This window comes from Chromobacterium sp. ASV23 (genome assembly GCF_016428945.1).
GTDB classification, from domain to species: domain Bacteria; phylum Pseudomonadota; class Gammaproteobacteria; order Burkholderiales; family Chromobacteriaceae; genus Chromobacterium; species Chromobacterium sinusclupearum.
In genome coordinates, this window is the sequence record NZ_JAELTR010000036.1 from 1 (window position 1) to 17,328 (window position 17,328).

15 protein-coding genes are annotated in these 17,328 nt (G+C 59.2%); all 15 read right to left on the bottom strand.

From position 1 onward, the window contains the following. Positions 1–608: 608 nt before the first annotated feature. Positions 609–833 (bottom strand): hypothetical protein, encoded by a 225-nt coding sequence (locus JHD59_RS14480; RefSeq protein WP_199154754.1) that lies wholly within the window; start codon positions 831–833, stop codon positions 609–611. Beyond that, positions 803–3,208 (bottom strand): hypothetical protein, encoded by a 2,406-nt coding sequence (locus tag JHD59_RS14485; protein ID WP_199154755.1) that lies wholly within the window; start codon positions 3,206–3,208, stop codon positions 803–805. Before JHD59_RS14485 ends, JHD59_RS14480 begins: the two co-directional genes overlap by 31 nt. A gap of 13 nt (positions 3,209–3,221) precedes the next feature. After that, a complete protein-coding gene (locus JHD59_RS14490; RefSeq protein ID WP_199154756.1) occupies positions 3,222–3,902 on the bottom strand; it encodes a hypothetical protein in 681 nt (226 codons plus the stop codon). A 216-nt stretch (positions 3,903–4,118) separates the two neighbouring features. Continuing rightward, positions 4,119–5,156 (bottom strand): hypothetical protein, encoded by a 1,038-nt coding sequence (locus JHD59_RS14495; RefSeq protein ID WP_199154757.1) that lies wholly within the window; start codon positions 5,154–5,156, stop codon positions 4,119–4,121. A 104-nt stretch (positions 5,157–5,260) separates the two neighbouring features. Beyond that, positions 5,261–5,491, bottom strand: coding sequence for a hypothetical protein (locus JHD59_RS14500; protein ID WP_199154758.1), 231 nt, complete (start codon positions 5,489–5,491; stop codon positions 5,261–5,263). Between the two features lie 55 nt (positions 5,492–5,546). Further along, positions 5,547–7,058: a hypothetical protein gene (locus JHD59_RS14505; protein WP_199154759.1), complete on the bottom strand. Its 1,512-nt coding sequence runs from the start codon at positions 7,056–7,058 to the stop codon at positions 5,547–5,549. 61 nt (positions 7,059–7,119) lie between these two features. Beyond that, on the bottom strand, positions 7,120–8,451 hold the full coding sequence (locus JHD59_RS14510; protein WP_199154760.1) for a type III secretion system effector BopA family protein: 1,332 nt from the start codon (positions 8,449–8,451) through the stop codon (positions 7,120–7,122). After that, complete coding sequence (gene sicP, locus JHD59_RS14515) at positions 8,451–8,861, bottom strand: chaperone SicP (RefSeq protein ID WP_199154761.1); 411 nt, start codon at positions 8,859–8,861, stop codon at positions 8,451–8,453. Before sicP ends, JHD59_RS14510 begins: the two co-directional genes overlap by 1 nt. 100 nt (positions 8,862–8,961) lie before the next feature. Further along, positions 8,962–9,402 carry a hypothetical protein gene (locus JHD59_RS14520; RefSeq protein WP_199154762.1) on the bottom strand — a complete coding sequence of 147 codons (441 nt, stop codon included), beginning with the start codon at positions 9,400–9,402 and terminating at the stop codon, positions 8,962–8,964. Positions 9,403–9,474: 72 nt separating this feature from the next. Further along, positions 9,475–9,744, bottom strand: a complete 270-nt coding sequence (locus JHD59_RS14525) for an acyl carrier protein (protein ID WP_199154763.1) — start codon at positions 9,742–9,744, stop codon at positions 9,475–9,477. Continuing rightward, the gene (locus JHD59_RS14530; protein WP_199154764.1) at positions 9,728–12,679 is read right to left on the bottom strand and encodes a hypothetical protein; all 2,952 of its coding nucleotides are present in this window, start codon (positions 12,677–12,679) and stop codon (positions 9,728–9,730) included. The genes JHD59_RS14525 and JHD59_RS14530 overlap by 17 nt, the downstream gene beginning before the upstream one ends. A gap of 15 nt (positions 12,680–12,694) precedes the next feature. Then, positions 12,695–13,699 carry a type III secretion system needle tip protein SctA gene (gene sctA / locus JHD59_RS14535; protein WP_199154765.1) on the bottom strand — a complete coding sequence of 335 codons (1,005 nt, stop codon included), beginning with the start codon at positions 13,697–13,699 and terminating at the stop codon, positions 12,695–12,697. Between the two features lie 145 nt (positions 13,700–13,844). Next, a complete protein-coding gene (locus tag JHD59_RS14540; protein WP_199154766.1) occupies positions 13,845–15,023 on the bottom strand; it encodes an IpaC/SipC family type III secretion system effector in 1,179 nt (392 codons plus the stop codon). A 17-nt stretch (positions 15,024–15,040) separates the two neighbouring features. Next, positions 15,041–16,813: a type III secretion system needle tip complex protein gene (locus JHD59_RS14545; protein ID WP_103316667.1), complete on the bottom strand. Its 1,773-nt coding sequence runs from the start codon at positions 16,811–16,813 to the stop codon at positions 15,041–15,043. Continuing rightward, on the bottom strand, positions 16,810–17,313 hold the full coding sequence (sicA, locus tag JHD59_RS14550) for a type III secretion system translocator chaperone SicA (RefSeq protein ID WP_103316668.1): 504 nt from the start codon (positions 17,311–17,313) through the stop codon (positions 16,810–16,812). Before sicA ends, JHD59_RS14545 begins: the two co-directional genes overlap by 4 nt. Between the last annotated feature and the right edge of the window lie 15 nt (positions 17,314–17,328).

Consider the following 17,328-nt stretch of genomic DNA (forward strand, 5'->3'; position numbering starts at 1 on the left):
CCCCCCCCCCCCCCCCCCCCCCCCCCCCCCCCCCCCCCCCCCCCCCCCCCCCTTTTTGAGTCTCGTGGGCTCGGAGATGTGTATAAGAGACAGGCATAACAACTTACCTCTTTTGCAATATGTCTATTCTCAAATTCAAAATACTCAAGGAGAAGCATATAATCAACCTCAGGGTTGGTCATCAAGCCTTCCTGAATATAAACAGCACATATCGCTACGGTTTCTTGACCTACCATTAAAATCTCCATCTGAATTTATAATCATCCTCACATTGAAATACCAGAAGCATTTTCCATGCATCAAGAAATTAATGAAAAAGCACATCAAAAATAATATAGGTGTTAATTTTTACACCAAATGCAACGAGATAAACCCCAATACAGAACTAGTCATATAAAATATTTTAAGATAGCCTATATAAGGGGAGTTAAGTAAAACCTGCCGACCAGCGTCAGCTGGTCACAACCGTAACAAGGCAAACTCAAACCAGCAGCACGGCCGACCGTTTGAATCCAGTCTGCCCATTGGCGGCCACGGTTGGGCGGTCAGTTGGTCATGCGGCAGCAAACGCGCCTGCACCTCTACATCAAGCGTGATGCCGGATCAAGCTACATAAACCAGCTATTCCGGTCGATACAGCCAAGATGCATGGCATACGCTGCTCCACTTAGAGAGGTGACAACGTCCTGATCGGCAACCAGTGCCGAAGGCTCAAAGCTGATATAACACAGCAATTCACTAACACAATGATGAAAAATGGCCGGTATAGCTTTGATATTCCTGCTTTTGATGGTCAACAAACCTACAGCGCGGGTGACTCGATCCTCTTCCATTGCTGCTCCATTTGCTTCCGCAATTGGTTCAGCTCGCTGCGCTCATCGAAGCGCTTGTAAATATTCCACCCCACCCAACCCAGCAAGGCGACTGGCAGAGTGACGGCTGCAGCAATGCCCAGAGGGACCGCCACAGCGGTCGGCAAGGCGGCAAGGGAAAACGCCAAGCCTCCGATCAAGGGTAGGCCGCCCAAAATGCGCGCCGGCGTCGGCTTAAATGCTCGAGCGAATGCCGATCTCAGAGTCTGGCCCACAGTCTTCGCTTTAGGCAGACGCTCGCGCAGCGCTGCCAATATCGGTGCCGTCGCCTTCTTGACCTCCTGCGGCAAAGCGTCGCCATCCAGCGACAGCCACTTGGGAAGACGCTCGCTACGGATTCGATCCACATCAGCGGTCAACTCGCCGGAGATGTTGGCTAGTTCCCGGACAAGTTTAAATTCAGCGCTGAATTTGCCGGGACGGGCTGGTTTGATCTTGTCGATATCTGCGACGTAACGGTGCAATGCATCCTGATAGTTCAAGAGAAACTTGCTTCGCAGGACGGTAACCAGTTGCTTGAGCTGTTCTTGAAACACCGCATCCAACTCCCCACTCTCCATGTATCCAAGCGAAAGTTCCTGCAACACTTTCCGATTGGCAAGATGCTGTCGTTCCGCCACCAGATATAGTTCGCACAGGCCATCGTTGAGCTTGATCGCATTGCGCACCACCCGCTCCCTGCTCTTTCCCTTCAAAAATTCTGCGGCAGAGAATGAAGCAACAGCGCGATGCAGGATACGCATGAACCCATTTTCATATTGGCTCACGATGCCCTGAGTCACCTGCCGGTAGTTGCGATGGGCCTCCGCATCGATCTGCCCCGCTACCGGCGACGTCCGGTCCAACCGCTGCGGGTAGATATTCTTGCCTGCCGCGTGGCCGGCGTATCTTGCATGCGCCGCTTCCAGATGCTGATCCAGCGCAATCTTGGCCCGCTCTGCCACCTGCTCCGGCGCGTGGCGCTCCCGCACCCGAGCCAGTTCTTCAACCATTTTCTTGTGGAAATTGCCGGCAGCCATACCCACGCTGTCTTCAAACCGCTCCACGCGTTCCTCTGTCTTGATTCGGTGGAAGAATCGCTGCAGCGCGTCGAACAGCCCATGGTCGTCCAGACTGGGCGCATGCTTGTTCTCCAACTGCCGTACTACCTGCAGCGCCCGAGCCTGGTCCTGCTCCACCCGGCCGTAGTGGGCAATCAGCGGCGCCAGTTCCGCGCCGGGCAGCGGCAGAGCATGACGCCGCGGGTCGCTGAAGTGTTGCAGCACATCCTGCATGACCTGGCGCTTCATCTCCACCACCTCCGCCTTGCCTGGCCTGTGCGCAGCCGGGCGGGCCGCATGGTGGACGATAGCGTCATGCTTGGCATCATCTAACAGGCGGTAACCTGCATCCACGAAGACCCCCTGGGCGAGCAAACGCGACAGGCTGCCGCCAGCGGCGTGACGGGCCTGCAAGGCCTGCAGCAATTGCTGCAACTCGTCGCGTGTGCTTGGCTCAGTCCGCCACGTCACTGCCTCTTGCCCCTTATCGCCGCTTAATACAAGGTGGCGAGCAATCGCGGGGCTGGACTCGATGTCTTGACGCAACTTATCGACATGTCGGCCATTGGCCTTTCCGAAGGAATAGCCATCTCGAGTATACAAATAGCGGTTGAGCAGTTGCAGCAGCACGGCGGACAGGCCCGTCTCCGCTGCCTCCGCGAAACAGGACGCAGCGGAGACTTTTCCTACCTCGATAGCAAAGGGATTAAGCCATTCAGGATAGGCTGGCATTGCGTTTTGGGCGATATCATCACCGCGGTGGAGATGCGATGCGCTCACCGGCGCGGCATCCTGAATGCCAAATGGGTTTCCATCCTGAGCCGCAGGCTGCGTATCAGACGCCTGCGCTGCGGAGCCGGCCGGTTCCTCCAGAATCAGGGGCGCGGCCGACTGCCAAGCCTGACGCAACTGTCCGGGCAGGCGGCTGCCCAGGCCATGGCCGGCCTTTTTCAGCTCCGCCAGCAGCGTCTTGAACTGTAGCGGCGTCAGGCTCTCCGCCTTGAACGCCAAGCCACCGCCGTGTTTCTGCAGATACGCCCCCAGCGCCGGCCTCTGCGCCAGGTCGCGCAGCAATCGGCCGGGATGACCCTGGTGATACGAGGCAAGAACGTCCTGCAAAGGGGCAGCGCTGCGAGCAGGGGCAAGGCCCAGCGAGGCCGGCGCGGCAGCCGGCCGGCGCAAAGGCGCGCCGAACCCGCCGCGCAAAACGGCGCCCACCCCATGCGCCGCATGGCGCTCCGCGCAGGCAGGAATATTTGGCAAGCGGATTCCCGGGCTAATGGTAGCGGTGGGCATGGTGTTCATCTTCCTAGATCAGATGCGGCAACTGCTGTTCCCAACGCTTTCCAATCTCGGCCAGCTGGGCGACAAACTCATCCGGGGACAACATGCCACGCTCGGGGGCCTGCGGCGCGATTTCCTTCGCGATAGCCGCCTCTACATGTGCACGAAGGCGCGCCCCCTGGCCGGGCTGGTTCATGTAGGCGGTGAATTGTTTTTGCATGGAAGAAAGCACTGGCGTGACGAAGGGATTGGCTCCTGCTGCCTTTGGCGTATAAATGCCGTCCTTCTCCTCGCAGGCAATGCGGAGCGCATGGGCCGCCGCGCCAATCTCCTGCAAATACCCGTCGGGCACTCTCGCTCCGCGCTCGACACATAAGCGTCCGAAGGCATCCTTGGCTGCGCTGTACGTCGAGGCGTACACAGCATCGATGACTTGCTGCGCATATATCGGGTCTCGGCGCGCCGTCTCGCTAACGTTGAGTTCCGCGACGGCCTTCATCATGTGATGCTCTGGCCGGGAAACACCCGAGCGATTCATCAGCGGCTGGCGTGCCGGTATGTTGCGGCTAAAATATTTCTCCTGCTTGGCTCGCAGCGCTTGCTGCGCGCCTGGCAACTTTCCTTCTTTGCCCCGCCGCTCCGCCTGGGGCGGTTGCGCGGCGGTGTTGGCACAATGCGTGACGGCAGCCGCCAAACGGCGTGGCATACCCAGCCCCTTGATCTGGGCAGCCTCAGTGGATGCCTCGTGACGGGTGTGTACTATAGGTGTGCTAGATACATGCATTCCGACTCCTCCATGGTTTACGTGCCGGTTATACAAAAAATCATAGGTTGCGCTGAGGATGCTCACTTGCAAAAACTAGCCATTGCATGAAAAATTAAAAAAGCCCTGCAATATTTCAGGGCTTGTATACAGGCTCATTTACACAGAGCCACGGTTAGCAAAAACACTTTCCAATTGGGCGATGACATTACCAAATTCTGCTCCTTTCACAGGAGGAAATGCACCGTTTTCGGCAGTAGACAGCTTGGGTTTAGGCGCAACTGGAGGCCGGTTGGCGCTATCGGGCCAGTTGGAAAGCACCGCGCGGGTCAGTTGATTGCCTCTCGAGTGCACCAACCTGGCACCATCGTTTGTTTCGGACATGAACAAAGCTGCACAGATAGAAATAACTTCCTTGGAAAACTCCCCTTTTTCTTCCGCATGCTTATAACAAAGTGCAAAAGTAGAGACTGCATTTTCCTTACACTGACGCTGTAGCGGATTCACATACTCCGCACGCACCAATTTCCTGTATCGAATAGCAATATCTTTATGTAACTGTTGCTTGTCGATTACATCTTGCTCGGTGAGAGATTCTTTCTTGTCAATCGAATCTAGCTTAGCGATTAAATCACCCATCTCCTCAATATTAACGCTCACCTTGCCACGTTTGACGATCGAGGCCAAGTCGGTACCTTGTAGATCATCAAAGGCAATCATGCTATTCCGCCCCATTTCACGCATTATTTTCTCCGCCTTCGGTTTAGGGCACTCTTCACGGAATAATCCACGCAGATCACTACTACCAGGGTTGTTCTCGACGCGTCTCCGCAACTCGCCGCAAAAGCGGGCAAAATTTTCGGCATAAATGGAATTGCACTCTAGTCGATTCTTCTCGAAAATATTGCTCTCCGTTTTATCCATCTTATTCAGCGCCATCGTCAGCTCACGCGAGCAATGACCGTATAGCGGCTTGAATAGTCGAGATAGCAGGCTGCGCCCCTCCCAGTTGCGCCGAACCTGAATCTTGCCGTTATTGTCCACGCTAGCGCGATATTCCTTGTCGTTCACGGTCAGAGAGAAAAAGGCCTGGCTTTGGGCGATATTGCGACGTAATTCGGCGACCTGGGTATTGTCAATCGCCAACTGGCGGGTTTGCGCATTCCAGCTGATGCCAGATACTTGAGCAAGTGTCATATAAATACCTATCCAGTGATTGCTTTAATGATCAACGTATTGAATTTTCTTTACTTAATAAAATAATAATCCATTAAAAACAATCCACTATCAGGAATCGCTCATTACTGCGCCCGCCACCCTAACAGTTTCATTGCGCTGCCTAGCGTCTCAACCTCCTGGTCCGTCAAATAGATTGAGACCCCATCCTCAGCCCCACGAGACAGAAACTCCTTGCCCAGCCGTTCACACAGCAAAATAGCGCGTTGCCGTGCTTGCTGGGCGGCATTGCAGGCCTGCCCCTGCATGCTGTTGTGCAACAAGCGCTCCATTTGCCACAACAGCTGCAGACTCACCACCTTTCCGCCTTGTCTGATATGAATAGCCATCACCCTACCACTTGCCCAATACTCAATCGAAATGAGAGAAAAGCCGCTGAAACGCCGGAGACGCCAGCGATTGATCAAAGTCTTTGTTCAATGGGCATGTCGCCTTTCTAGCTTCGGCAACAACATAGGAACGGCCGGCACCATCCATAAAGGCAGGCAAACGCGAGCCTATGTAGGGAGATACGATATGCGCACGCGTCCACTCACCATATTCAAAATCAGCATTGGCAAAGAAATCCTTGCGACGCCCATTTTTTGCAATGGCGGACACGGTTGCGTGATGGATTTCGTGCCCGCTACCCATATCGAGATTCGACCATTGCAACTCCTGTGGCTCACAGGCGGCGCGAAAATCCAAGGTCTCGGGGTGCAGAACAAGAGCAGACGATAAAAAGTTTACTCGCGGGCTTTGCTCAGAAAAAGTTGCCAGGATGGCGGCCTTCATTTGTTGCTGAAAATCGGGCTGACTAACAAAGCGAGACAAAACAGCTACATCTTCTTTGCTCAATAAAGAAAATAGCACATCATGTAATGTAGTCTTGATAAAGAAGGGAAAAGCGTCCTTATAAAACTCTGAGTCCTCCGCTTTCTCATTCAAGATCGAATCCTGATAAATCATCTGGCACAGAAAAGCACGCACCATGGGAGCATCCCCTTGATGACCAATACGGCGCAGCATGGTATCTGTCAGCCCATTCGCCTGATCCACTGATTTACTAAAGCGCGCGCGCTGTAGAGCAGAACTGAAGAACAACTCGCCAATGCCACTATCCTTTTGAGCCAGTGCAGCATATGGCACCATGACATTGGTCTGCTGGTAATCGTTGCCGCGCTTGTCATTAACGCCAGGCGCAGCGATGCGCGCCTTGATCTCACCCGCAGACAGCAGGAAGCGTGTGGCGTCCCCTTTCAGCGAGGTATTGAAGGCCTTGATCAGATCCTCCATCTGCGGCTTGGTCTTCGCGTTGCGGCTCTGTTGAGCCAGCTGTTTGCTCTGCTGCTGCAGCAAGTCAAGAGCATCACGCAATGGTCCGGACTGAAACGCCTGTGGAGCAGTCACGATCTCGACACAAGATTTGTCCCGGTGCGCGCCATCCACTACCAGCTTGAGCAAAGGGTTGCCGTTGGCATCACGAGCAGCCGTTTGCGCCAGCGTGACCTTATTGTCAACCCCCACGCCACTGACGCGGACTCCGTGCAGTTCGATCTCCAACCCCAGCATGGGTCCGCTGAGCACCGCCACCGGCCGAGCATCTGTAGGCTGCGTTGCGCTGCCGGCGGGCGAAACGGTAGCAGGCACGGCAGTTGCATGCATCGTATTCCGCTGAGAGGCCGTTGCCAGACGAGCCTGCGATGCGAGCCCTGCGGGCAAACGGGCCAGCGGTGTAGCCAACGCGGGGGTAGCCCCGCCCTGACGCACAGAAGTAACGGCCCGGGCCAAGGGCCTGGTACCAACGCTACTGCGCGTCACAGCACTGCTATCCGCGCGCGGGACGATGGACGTGCCGCCGCCACGTATCGAGAGGTTGGGCATGGGAACTCCAAATCAGGAATGAAAAAATCCCCCAACCACTTGGCCGGGGGATGCGGACAGATCAGAAGTTGACGTAGACAGGCTCGCTCGGGGTCAATACGGCCTTGCCTTGACGCTGCGCCAACTCGACCAGTTGCTCGCGCTGGCCTTTATCCTCCGCCATGCGGTGGTTACGCGTGGCGCGCTCGTCAGCGATGATTCGCTCCAGACTGGCCTTGGAGTCTGGTTTGACCAGTTCCATGGCTGCGATCAGCGTGCCGGTGCGGCCGACACCACCGCGGCAGTGGATCATGGGCAATGCCTCTGGAGCGGCGACGTTGGCGTAGATGGGCTCACGCAGCGCCTTACCCTCGTCGTCCACTTCGCGCGCCAGCTGGGCCAGCTTTTCCAGCTGCGCGGCGTCCTTGACCGTTTTGTGGTCCTCCCAGTCCATGACGTGCAAGGCCGGCAGGGTGAAAGGCTCGCGCCCAGGCACGGCAATCGTCAGTTCATAGCGATGGACATGCAGACCGTCCAGGTCGATCTCCCCGCCCTTTGGCGTTGTGCTGGTGATGGTGACGTCATCGTAGGTACGTTTACCATCCTTGAAGTAAGCCAGCATCGGGGAATTGCCTGTGCCGATCTTCTTATCTTCGGCCAGCACCATCAGCGACGAGCAGCCCTGCTCGACCACCATGCGCAGGTACGCTCCCATCGCCCGCTGGCTATCGCCAGGGTACTGGCCAGCCAAGGCGGCCGGACGGCCTTCGATGGCGATCCGATTCACCGCCAGTTGGCCCACCTGGGTAGCGCCAGCGGTGGGAACTGAAGACGGTGAGAAGCGAGCATGGGTGATCGAGTTGGGGGCCGCATACTCCGGCCGGTTTACGCTGCCCAGCGCTTTGTCCAATTCACTCAGCAGAGCCTGGGGATCGACCGGGACGGCCGGAGCCATCGGAGTGGACACAGCACGGCTTGGCACGGTCTGGCACGGCGGCGTGGCGTCCGGGATCCTTCCTTGCGCTTTCAACTCGGCAAAACTGACGTGCACAGGCTCCGCCTGTTGCTGCCTCTCCACGGACTGCTCAACTTGTCGGATCAAGCGCATGGTCAAAGGCTTGGGATTATTCAGATCCAGCCCAGCATCGCGCAAAGCGCCATCGCGATATTGCGGGGACAAGGTCTGGATGAAAGTCTCCAGCGCGGCCTGGTTTTCCATCTTGATGGTTTGCACGTGCGCCCGCACCGCATCGAGATTGCGTAACAGCGGCAACTGTCCCAGCCAGCTGAGCACGCGGCCGCCCAATCCTTCGCGCGCGACGTGCACGTCGACTTGGTCTTGCACTTGATCAGTACGCAGGCGTTGATCCGGCCCGACAGCGCTTACATAGTTAGTGTTCAGTGTCAGAGCCATCATTTCCCCCGCAATTGTTCAGTGTCGCGGACCATTGCGCTGAGCTTTTCCTGGCGGTTGGTAAAGATCTCCAGTCGCTCAAAGACTGCGGCGGTGTCGCCCGGTTCTTCGATACGCTCCAAGTAGAGCAACGCCTGCGCTTCGGGCTCGTAAGCCAGCGCGCCCGCGCGCTGGGCGTGCAGCTCCAGGTTCATCATCAACAGCTCGCGCCAGAAAGCGGCGCCCCTATCCGGGCTCACCTTGCCCAGCAGGCCACGCAAGGTCCAGCCTTGATCGTCGGCTTGCAGCGCGAGCAGCAGCTGTTCATCCAGCATCAGCAGACATTGGCGGTTATCGTCAAAACTCAAGGGCAGGCCCAGGCGTTCACCCAGGCGAGCCAAGTATTCTTTGTGCATATCCATCGTATTCATCTCTATGGCGTTGTACGCCGCTTGTTATTGTTGAGGTCCAGCCGGGATGCATTGAGCGTAGGCAAAGTACTCAAAGAGATCCTGATGTAAAGCTGATGAATCAGGACTTCGCCCCACGTCCCTGCTGTGTGGCGATGACTCGCGGAAGGCGGCGAGCACGGCGACGACGAGGCGGCCGATAGCGATACCAGACTCCATGCAGCCAGTGCAAGCACATCAACAGCCACTCACCGCGCTGTGGCGGGCGCGGAGTTGTCGGCTGCGGGTGGCGCACGATGGCATCGTCGATATCGACGTCATCACAATCGTCGTTATCGAAATCCTGCTCGGCCAGCTGCAGGCACAGCCTCTTCAGCTCACTCGCCTGCAATACACTCGCCTGCGATAGCGCGGAGAGCGGGCGCATACCGACGCGGCTCAAACGCTTCTCCAGACGCGGCGGACGCAGCGGCTCTTCGCCGCTGTCCTCCAGCGTCAAGTCAGCTCCCCCCTCCACCGCGCGCAAGCGCTGTTGCAGCGGGCTGCCTGCCTCATCTGCCATTACTGGCAGCCCCGCCTTCCATTGCATGGGCCTTGTCGGCCCTATCTTTAACGGCAACAAATCCTCCTTATCTCAAGGTTGCCCTCCTTCATGCTGGCCCGCGCCCGCCAAGCGGCGCTCAACCGCCCGACACACATCGGCCACCGTCTTGATGCTGACCAAGTCTTCGACGCCCAGCTCGATATCGAAGGCGTCATTCAAGGTCAGCAGCAGGTCCATCAGGTCCAGCGAGTCGAGGTAGAGCTGGTCCACCAATTGGGCTTCAGGATCCAGCTGGGCGGGGTCCACCGACAGATGCTCGATCATCAACTCCAGCACGCTTTGTTCAATCCTTGGGTACATTGCGCAAGTTCCTCGCATCGAAATGCAGGCCATCGGTGCTCAAAGTAACCGGCTGCGGCTTAAGCGGATCGCCCTGCCTGGCCGGGCGCATCTGGGCTGCCCAGTCCTGCCACGACTCGTTGCTCTCCGGCTTCAACCACTCCATGACGGTCGCCACCACCGGAGGGGCGGATTTCACCTTGTCGTCGTTGGAGAACATGCCGTTCTGGCACACCATGTCGCCCACCAGGCGCTTCAGCGCCTCCTTGCGCGCTTTCAGCTGTTCAGCATTGGAGTCCAGCATGCTGCGCAGCTTTTGGGCATCGTCCTGACTCACCGCGCCGTGTTGGCCATTGACCATTTTGAAGCGCAGCTCTGCTAACTCAGCCCGTGCCGCTTGCGGCTGGTTGGGCTGCAACTCCACGCCATCCATGCAGGCTCGCAACAGTTCCTTCTCCGCGTTGAACAGACCAGCCTGCTGCTGACGCTGGCGCGATGCCGCCGTCGACAAGGTATACAGCGCCCGCGGTGTTTGCAGCTTCAGTCCGGCAAACGAATCTGCGTCTTTGCTGGCGTCTGCCGCAACGGTGGCGCTAACGGTCGGCTTCTGGGAGCGAATGGGTCCGGCCTCGCTCCGTGGCGATGATGTTTCCCGCGCGCCTTGATTCTGCGACAGGGTGTCGCGATCAGCAGCCGAATGCTCGGTAGTCCATTCCCGCCGTTCCTGCACCGGCGACAAGGCGGCGCCAGTCTTCATCGTGGTTTCAACGGCAGTATCGACAGTGGCGGTCTGCTCAGCATTATCCTGCGCCCTGAGCCCCGTCTTTGCGGCGTCATTCGGCATGGCAGCACCCGGCGACGTACCCGGAATCAAACGCGGCGCCTTCACCAACTTGGCCCCGCCAGCGCGGCGCAAATCAAGAGACGCCACCGAACGGAACTGCTGCGCCATCGTCACAGCGTCTTCCGCGCCATCTGTCATCGCCGCGGCGTCTGCCCGCGCTATCGGATCCGTGCCCACGCCATGCACCATCTGCCGCAGCGATGAAGCGCTAGACGAGGTGGTTGTGGCGCTGGCCTTGACCACGGCCAAGGCCGACAGGAAGGGGGTGAGCATCGGGTTGCCGCCGCCATTCAGCAGATTGGTGCTGCGCGCCAGGCGCTGCGCCTCGCTGCGCAGTTGTATAAACAGAGGATTCTTGGCCTGCAGCTGCTGGGAAACTAGCTGGCTCAATTGCGCGGTGTAAGCCTTGAGCGTGTCGCTGGCCTCGCCTTGGGCAAACTGCTGCAATACATTGTCCTGCTCCTTCCCCCAGCCGGAGAGATCATTGGGCAGCACCGCGTTGCGCATCAGGTCAAAGTCCCGGCGCAGCTGCAACGGCTGCGCCGGGTGCGGCTCAAAGGCGTCGCGCAACATGCTTACCAACAGACGTTCGGCCGGAAGGCGCTCATGCTGAGAGTGGAACTGCCAGCTGCGCAAGTAGTCCGGACTCGGCAGATTGCGCAGCGGGCCGTCGCGGAACTTCAGCTTGGAGAAGTCTTGACTGGGCCTTGTATCGCCCGTTGCATTCGTCTGCTGCAACACGCTGCTGCCGATAGCGGCCACGCCATCATCCTCGGTGGACGCGTGCCCAACGCTAGCGCTGGCCTGGATGCTGGCGTCGGTGGTCGACTTGTCTTCGCCGTCGGCCTGATCCTGGGTCTGCACCGCAGCCGGGGGGGGCTGTTGCGACGTACGTTGCAGCGTGTGCGGCCCGTTCCCAGGCCCCTGCCTGCGAAGCTCGGCACGCTCTGTAGCGGGCCCCGCCAATCCCGTGCCAGCCTGCGCGCTGTGAACACCGCTCTGGCTGAGGTTGGAGCACGATATGAGTTTCTGAATTATCGGAGCCCCCCCGCCGCCGCCCCGCCGCGTGGAACGGCGGCTGTTGTCGATATGGCGGCTGTTGTCGATATGGCGGCTGTTGTCGTGCTGGCTGTTGTCGATGCTGATGCCGCCAACATTGATGGTGATTCCGCCCGGCGCCTGCTGCTGCGGCCCGGCGGGCTCAGGGCCGCCGGGGCCCGTCGGTTCGGCGGCGGGAGGTTTGGCCGCCGGCGGCTCCGTGTCCTTGGGCAGTCCGGCCAGGATGTTGCGCAGCAATAGCGGCAGCGCGGCTACCGTGTCCAGGTCGCGCGCCAGCTTGCCGACGCCGTAGCCCTGCAAGTCGATCAGCCCGGCCCGCGTCTCCCGCAGCGCGTCGAAAGCCTGCTTCGCCGCCTGGTCCACCAGGCCGTGGAGATTCTTGAGCGTCTCCGCCTCCAGTTGTTGCCCGCCCAGCTGTTCTTCCACATAGGCCTGGATGAAAGGCATCACCTGCTGAGCCATGAACTGATTGCCCAGCTTCAGGAAGTCGCCGCTGGTATGCTCTTTGGCAAATGTCGCCAACTTGTGCTCAAGCTCGCTGCGCTGCGTGTATATCTGTTGGTTGGCCTTGGAGTCCCACGCGCCAAAGGCGGACCTATCGCCGCCCAGCCCATCCTTGATGATTAGCTCGGTGTACTGCTTCGCCAGCGCCTTGAGCTGCTCCTGTGCGTCCTCACTCAGATCAGGCTTGGCCTGCAGCTGGCTATACACCTTGGCGAAGGCATCGATTTCGCGCTGCGCATAGGTATTGTGCGAGGCGTCGAGTGTCTGCCGAAGCAACGCCTGTTTTCCCGGCGACGCCGCCGCGGCGAACAGCGCCTCGCGGGCCTGTTGCTTGACTAGCGTGGAAAACTGATTGGGGTCCAGCTTGGCGCTGCTCTGTGCGGAGTCCGCCGCGGCCGGCGCGGCGCTGGGCGGCAAGGAGGAGGCCGGGCAATTTTGCGCCCGGGCCAGCCCCTGTCCCAACGCACTGGCCGGGCGGTCGTTGGCGCGCCACGCGGACAAATCCGGACAAGAATGAGCACGCTGCAATACGGAGGATGCGATAGTCATGATTACTGTCTCCTATCAGCCTTGCAGAAAGGCTTTGCAAGTTTCCAGGCAAGAACTGATGGTGCTGCTGAGCACCTTGACCAGGTTGTCGAACAAGGAGTTGGCATTGCTGTACTTCTGCGTCAGGGTCTGCAGCGTATTCTTCAGGTTTTCTTCCTGCGACTTGAAACCGGACTGCCAAGCCTGGAACTTGGCGTTATCAAGCTCCAGTTTGCCGTCGCCACCCGGCGTGCCCAGCTTGCCCAGCTCGTCTATCATGGTGTTGACCGGTGCCATATCGATGACAACGACGTAGCTGCCGTCTGCCAGCCGCTTGACGCAGGAGCGCGGCAGACCCAGCTCGTCTGCCCATTCCTCGGCTTTTTCCTGTGTGGCACCAGTCACATTGCCGTTGCTGTCCGCTGCCGGAAACAGGATGGCCTCCTTGTTGGGCAAGGAGAACTTGTCCTTCAGCTGCTGCAGCGCGCTCTTCAGCGCGTTAACGTCGAGCTTGACCGTATTGCTACTGCCGCCTGGAGTGATCCAGCCGCCCATCTTGGCCAGGATCTCGCTGAAAGCTTGGTAGAACGCGGTGTACTGGCCGACAACATTCTCGTAGACGCCAAGATAGTCCTTGTTGATGTCGCCGATATACTTGGCGATCATTTCCCACAGCTTCGCATCGCTTTCGAATACCGTCTGGCTCACCGACGACGTCTGCTGACCAGACAAGGGCGCGAGCGCGGTCTGAACATCCTGGCGCTGCTTCGGCGTCAGCGGCACATCGCTGGCCGCCAGGCCGTTAAGCCCGGAGGCAAACTGCAGCGTCGTCAGCGCGCGCTCATCGGCGTCGCCGGATTCCAAAGCCTGGCGCAAGGCGTCGGCCTTGGCCTGGGCGTTTTCCAGCGCGCTCTGCTTGGCGCTGGGCGGGATCGGCGCCCGCGCTATGGCGACATCGCTGTCTACGGATGGCGCTTTCTGTTGCGCCGAGGGATACGCCGTCATCAGCGGCGGCGTGAAAGTAGTTTGAATGCTGGTCATGTGGTTCCCCTGGCCACCTGCGCCCGGAGCCATGCGGCAGAAGGCCGCACCGGCCAAGCTGGCGCGATGGCGGAAGCAATGTGGAGGAGGCCCCCGCCAGAAACGGCGGGGGAAGCAGGCGAAGAGACGCCTAAGCAGAACTGGATCAGCTGGCCCGGGCGCTAGCAACCGCGCCCGAAGCGGCAGCAGTGTCCTGCATCATGCCGGCCAGTGCACGCTGCATTTCCTGGCGCAGACTGTCCAGCTTGCGCTCATCATCGCGCGACTCGTCAGCCGCCGTATTCGCCACCCGGTTGTCGGCCTGCAGGATCTGCTGATCAGCGCGCTCCACTGTGGCGGCGTAATCGCCGCCGCCGCGGGTGATGGTGTTGGCCGCCTGAGCAGTCTGTCCCATCGCGCCGCCCTTGGCTTCCCAGCGCCTGCCGCGCAGGTTATTGGTGTCGAAAGCATTTTGCTGAGTCGCCAGGTCCGATTCGATTTCCTCGACTGGCCGGTACAGCGCCCCCATCTGCTGCTGGTCCAGACGCTTGTTGCTGGGCTGCAGTTTCACCGCGTTGTCGGCCACGCCATCCACCGTATCGGTCACGCCGCGCGCGGCGTTGCCAGGCAGGCCGGCGCCTTGCTGCGCCGGGCCTGGCGCAGGTTTCGTCGTGATCTGGGTCACGCCGTCCACCTTGTCCGAGCCCAGCTTGATGCTACCCTGGGTGGCCAGGCTGCTCTTGGCGGCCTTCAGCTCGGTTGTCAGCGTGTCCACCTTGACCTTGTTCTGCTTGAGCGCATCGCCCTGAATCTTGCTGCCCTTGAGAGACATGCCCAGGCTGCCGGCGGCCAGCGAAGTAGACACGATGGCGCCGGCGGTACTGCCGCCCAACACATTGCCCGCCTCGCGGTACATGGAGTCTTTGTTCAGATTGGCCAGCTCGCTGCCCAGGATAGTGTTGCGCTGACTGGTCTTGTTAGCCGCGAGCTCCAGGCTCAGCAGCAGTGCGAAGATCTTGTCATACAGTTCGCTCGCCTGGTGCGCCAGGCCCTTGATGCTCTTCAGTCCCATCGCGGAAACTTTGTTGAACGATTCGTCCTTCAAAGTCTTCTGCAACCAGTCCTTAGAGGCCTGCTTTTCCACTGCGTCGGCGGAAGGTGGCAGCAGCTCGGGCACCGCCATCTTCGCTTCGGGCGCTGCCGTCCAAACGCTGGCTTGTTCCACCACGGTGTCGACATCGCCGATGTCAACCTGGTCGCCACGGATCGGCGCCTTGGCCTCCCCCTCCTGGGCCTGAATGTGTGTGTTGACGCGAGCAGAAATATGGCTATTGGTCAGTAACATGAGAAATTCTCCTGAATTTAGGCATGGGTCTGGCGCAGCACGAAACGGCCAGCCTCAGCATTGTTCTGCAAGGCGATAGCCATGCTCTTGTGCAGTTCCTGCGTCATCTTCTGACTTTCGGAGAAGGCTTCCACCGCCTGCTTCAGCCATTGCTGGATCTGCTCGATAGAGGAGCGGGCCAGCGTGAAGTCCGCCATGAGCTCGATCGCATTCTTCAGGAACACGCCCTCCGCCACCTGGCCGCCAGCCTGGGTGGTAGTCTGGGCGAACTGCCCCCCGACAACCACGCGGTTGAGCGCATTGGCTACCATCTCCTTGCTCAGCGCGTCGGTACGCAAGCCAATCTTGCTGCCGGCGTCGCCCAGCGCGTTAGTCAGACGCTGCGTGCCTTGGCTCAGCAGTTTGCCGCCGTTCTTGGCGAACTCCTTTAGCACATTGGGCACGATCTTCTTGATGGCATCGCCCAGAAGCTTACTCATGGCGTTGCCCAGCTTGGCAGCCGCCCCCTTGCCGACAACGGCGACCACCACCATCACCGCCACCATGGCGACGGCGGCAAGCACCGCACCGACGATGGAACCCACCATGTCCGCGGTTTTCTTGTCTACCCCCATGGCTTCCAGCGCCTTGGAAATGGCCTTGCCGATCAGCTCCATCAAGGGTTTGAGCACGTGCTCCATCAGCGGCTTCAACGCCTCCTGGATGAAGGACACCCCGGTGGTGGCCTTTACGATCTCGTCGGCCACCATCAATGCCACGCCCACCGCGGCCAGCGCTAGGCTGGCGCCGCCGGTGAACGCAGCGGCCACGACGCTGACAATGGTCAGCAGCGCGCCAAGAATCTTGCCAATGCATCCCATGATGCGATTGAGCTCTTCCGCCTTGCGTACTTCTTCTTGGTACTCGGCAGATTTCTTTTCCATTTCCTTCTGGCGGCCTTCCTGCATGGCCTGGAACAGCGCGAGATCGCTCTTGAGACTCTCCTCACTATTCTTATTCACCAGTTCCATGAACATGGCCATCAGCATGGTCAGTTTGGCGGTATTGGACAGGTTATCCTCTTCACCCTTGCTGACCGCCGCATTGCGGGTGCCCAATCCCTGTGCCTGCGTCAGCAGATCGTTGGCGACCTTAGCCTTGTTCGTGGCCAGTTGATGCGCAGCCATGGCCTCCGCGTCTGCCTGGTCTACATTCTGCTGCGCCTGATTCGCCTCCATCTGCGCCTGGTCGCGCGCAGACAGCGCCTGGGCATAGCCAGGATCGCTCGGCGACAAGCCATCTAGCCGGGCTTGCGCCTGTGCCAGTTTCTGCTTGGCCGCGTCCAGCGCTGCCTTGGCGTTGTTCAGGTTGCCCAGCGCTGACCGATAGGCGTCAGTCGCCTGCTCCGCCTCTTCCAGCGCAGCCTGCATTTCCTGCGACAACTGCTCGCCCATAGCCTTCTGCGCGTCCATCATCGCACGCCAAGTGGCTAGGCGACCTTCCAACTGCGACAGCGACACGTCGCCCAATAGAGCAATCAATTGCCCCAGCAACAAGGCCAGCTTGCCCGAGCCGTTCAGTTCTTCCTGTCCCTTGACGGTGGGTGGCGTCAAAGCCGGCGCGGCCAGGTCTCGCTCACTCACTTGCGGCTTGCCATCGGCTTCGCCGGCCTTGGTAGCCAGCACCGCTTTCAGCGCCTTGTCGGCGGCATCGAGAAAATTGCCATCCTTGCGGACGCTTTCGAAAGCCGCTTCGGCAAGCTGAGGGTTTTGCAGATAGCTACTACGGCCGATTGCACTTGCGTCATTCATGCCTGTTCCTCTTCCTGCTGATGGGATGACCCGGCTTCCACTTCCTTCAAGCTCTCCAGATACACCTGGGCCTTGGCGCGAAGCGCCTCGTCGACGCTCTGTTCGCACACCAGTTCGAAACACTGCCTTGCCTTGGCCGCCTTGCGCATGAACAGCTGGCACTGACCGGTGAAGAACACCGGTCGGTAGTCATTCTTGCTCAGGGCAAAAGCCACCGCGTACAGGTCGCTGGCTTTCTGGAACTGCTTCTTAAGCTGGCACACGGCAGCCAGCCCCATGATGTAGTCAGAGTTGTAGAAGTCGTAAATGCAGAGGAAACGGAAAAAGGTTTCCGCCTCGTCGAGTCTTCCCTTGTTGTAAAAATCGTAAGCGTGGGCGTACAGGCCTTCCATCATGTCCTGCGGAATACCATGCACGTCCTTCAGGGTGGCCCCTGAGCTCACGGCATCCCAGACCATCTCTGCCAAACGCTCGTCGCTGACACTGTCTTCGGGTTTCATGGAACATCTCCTTCG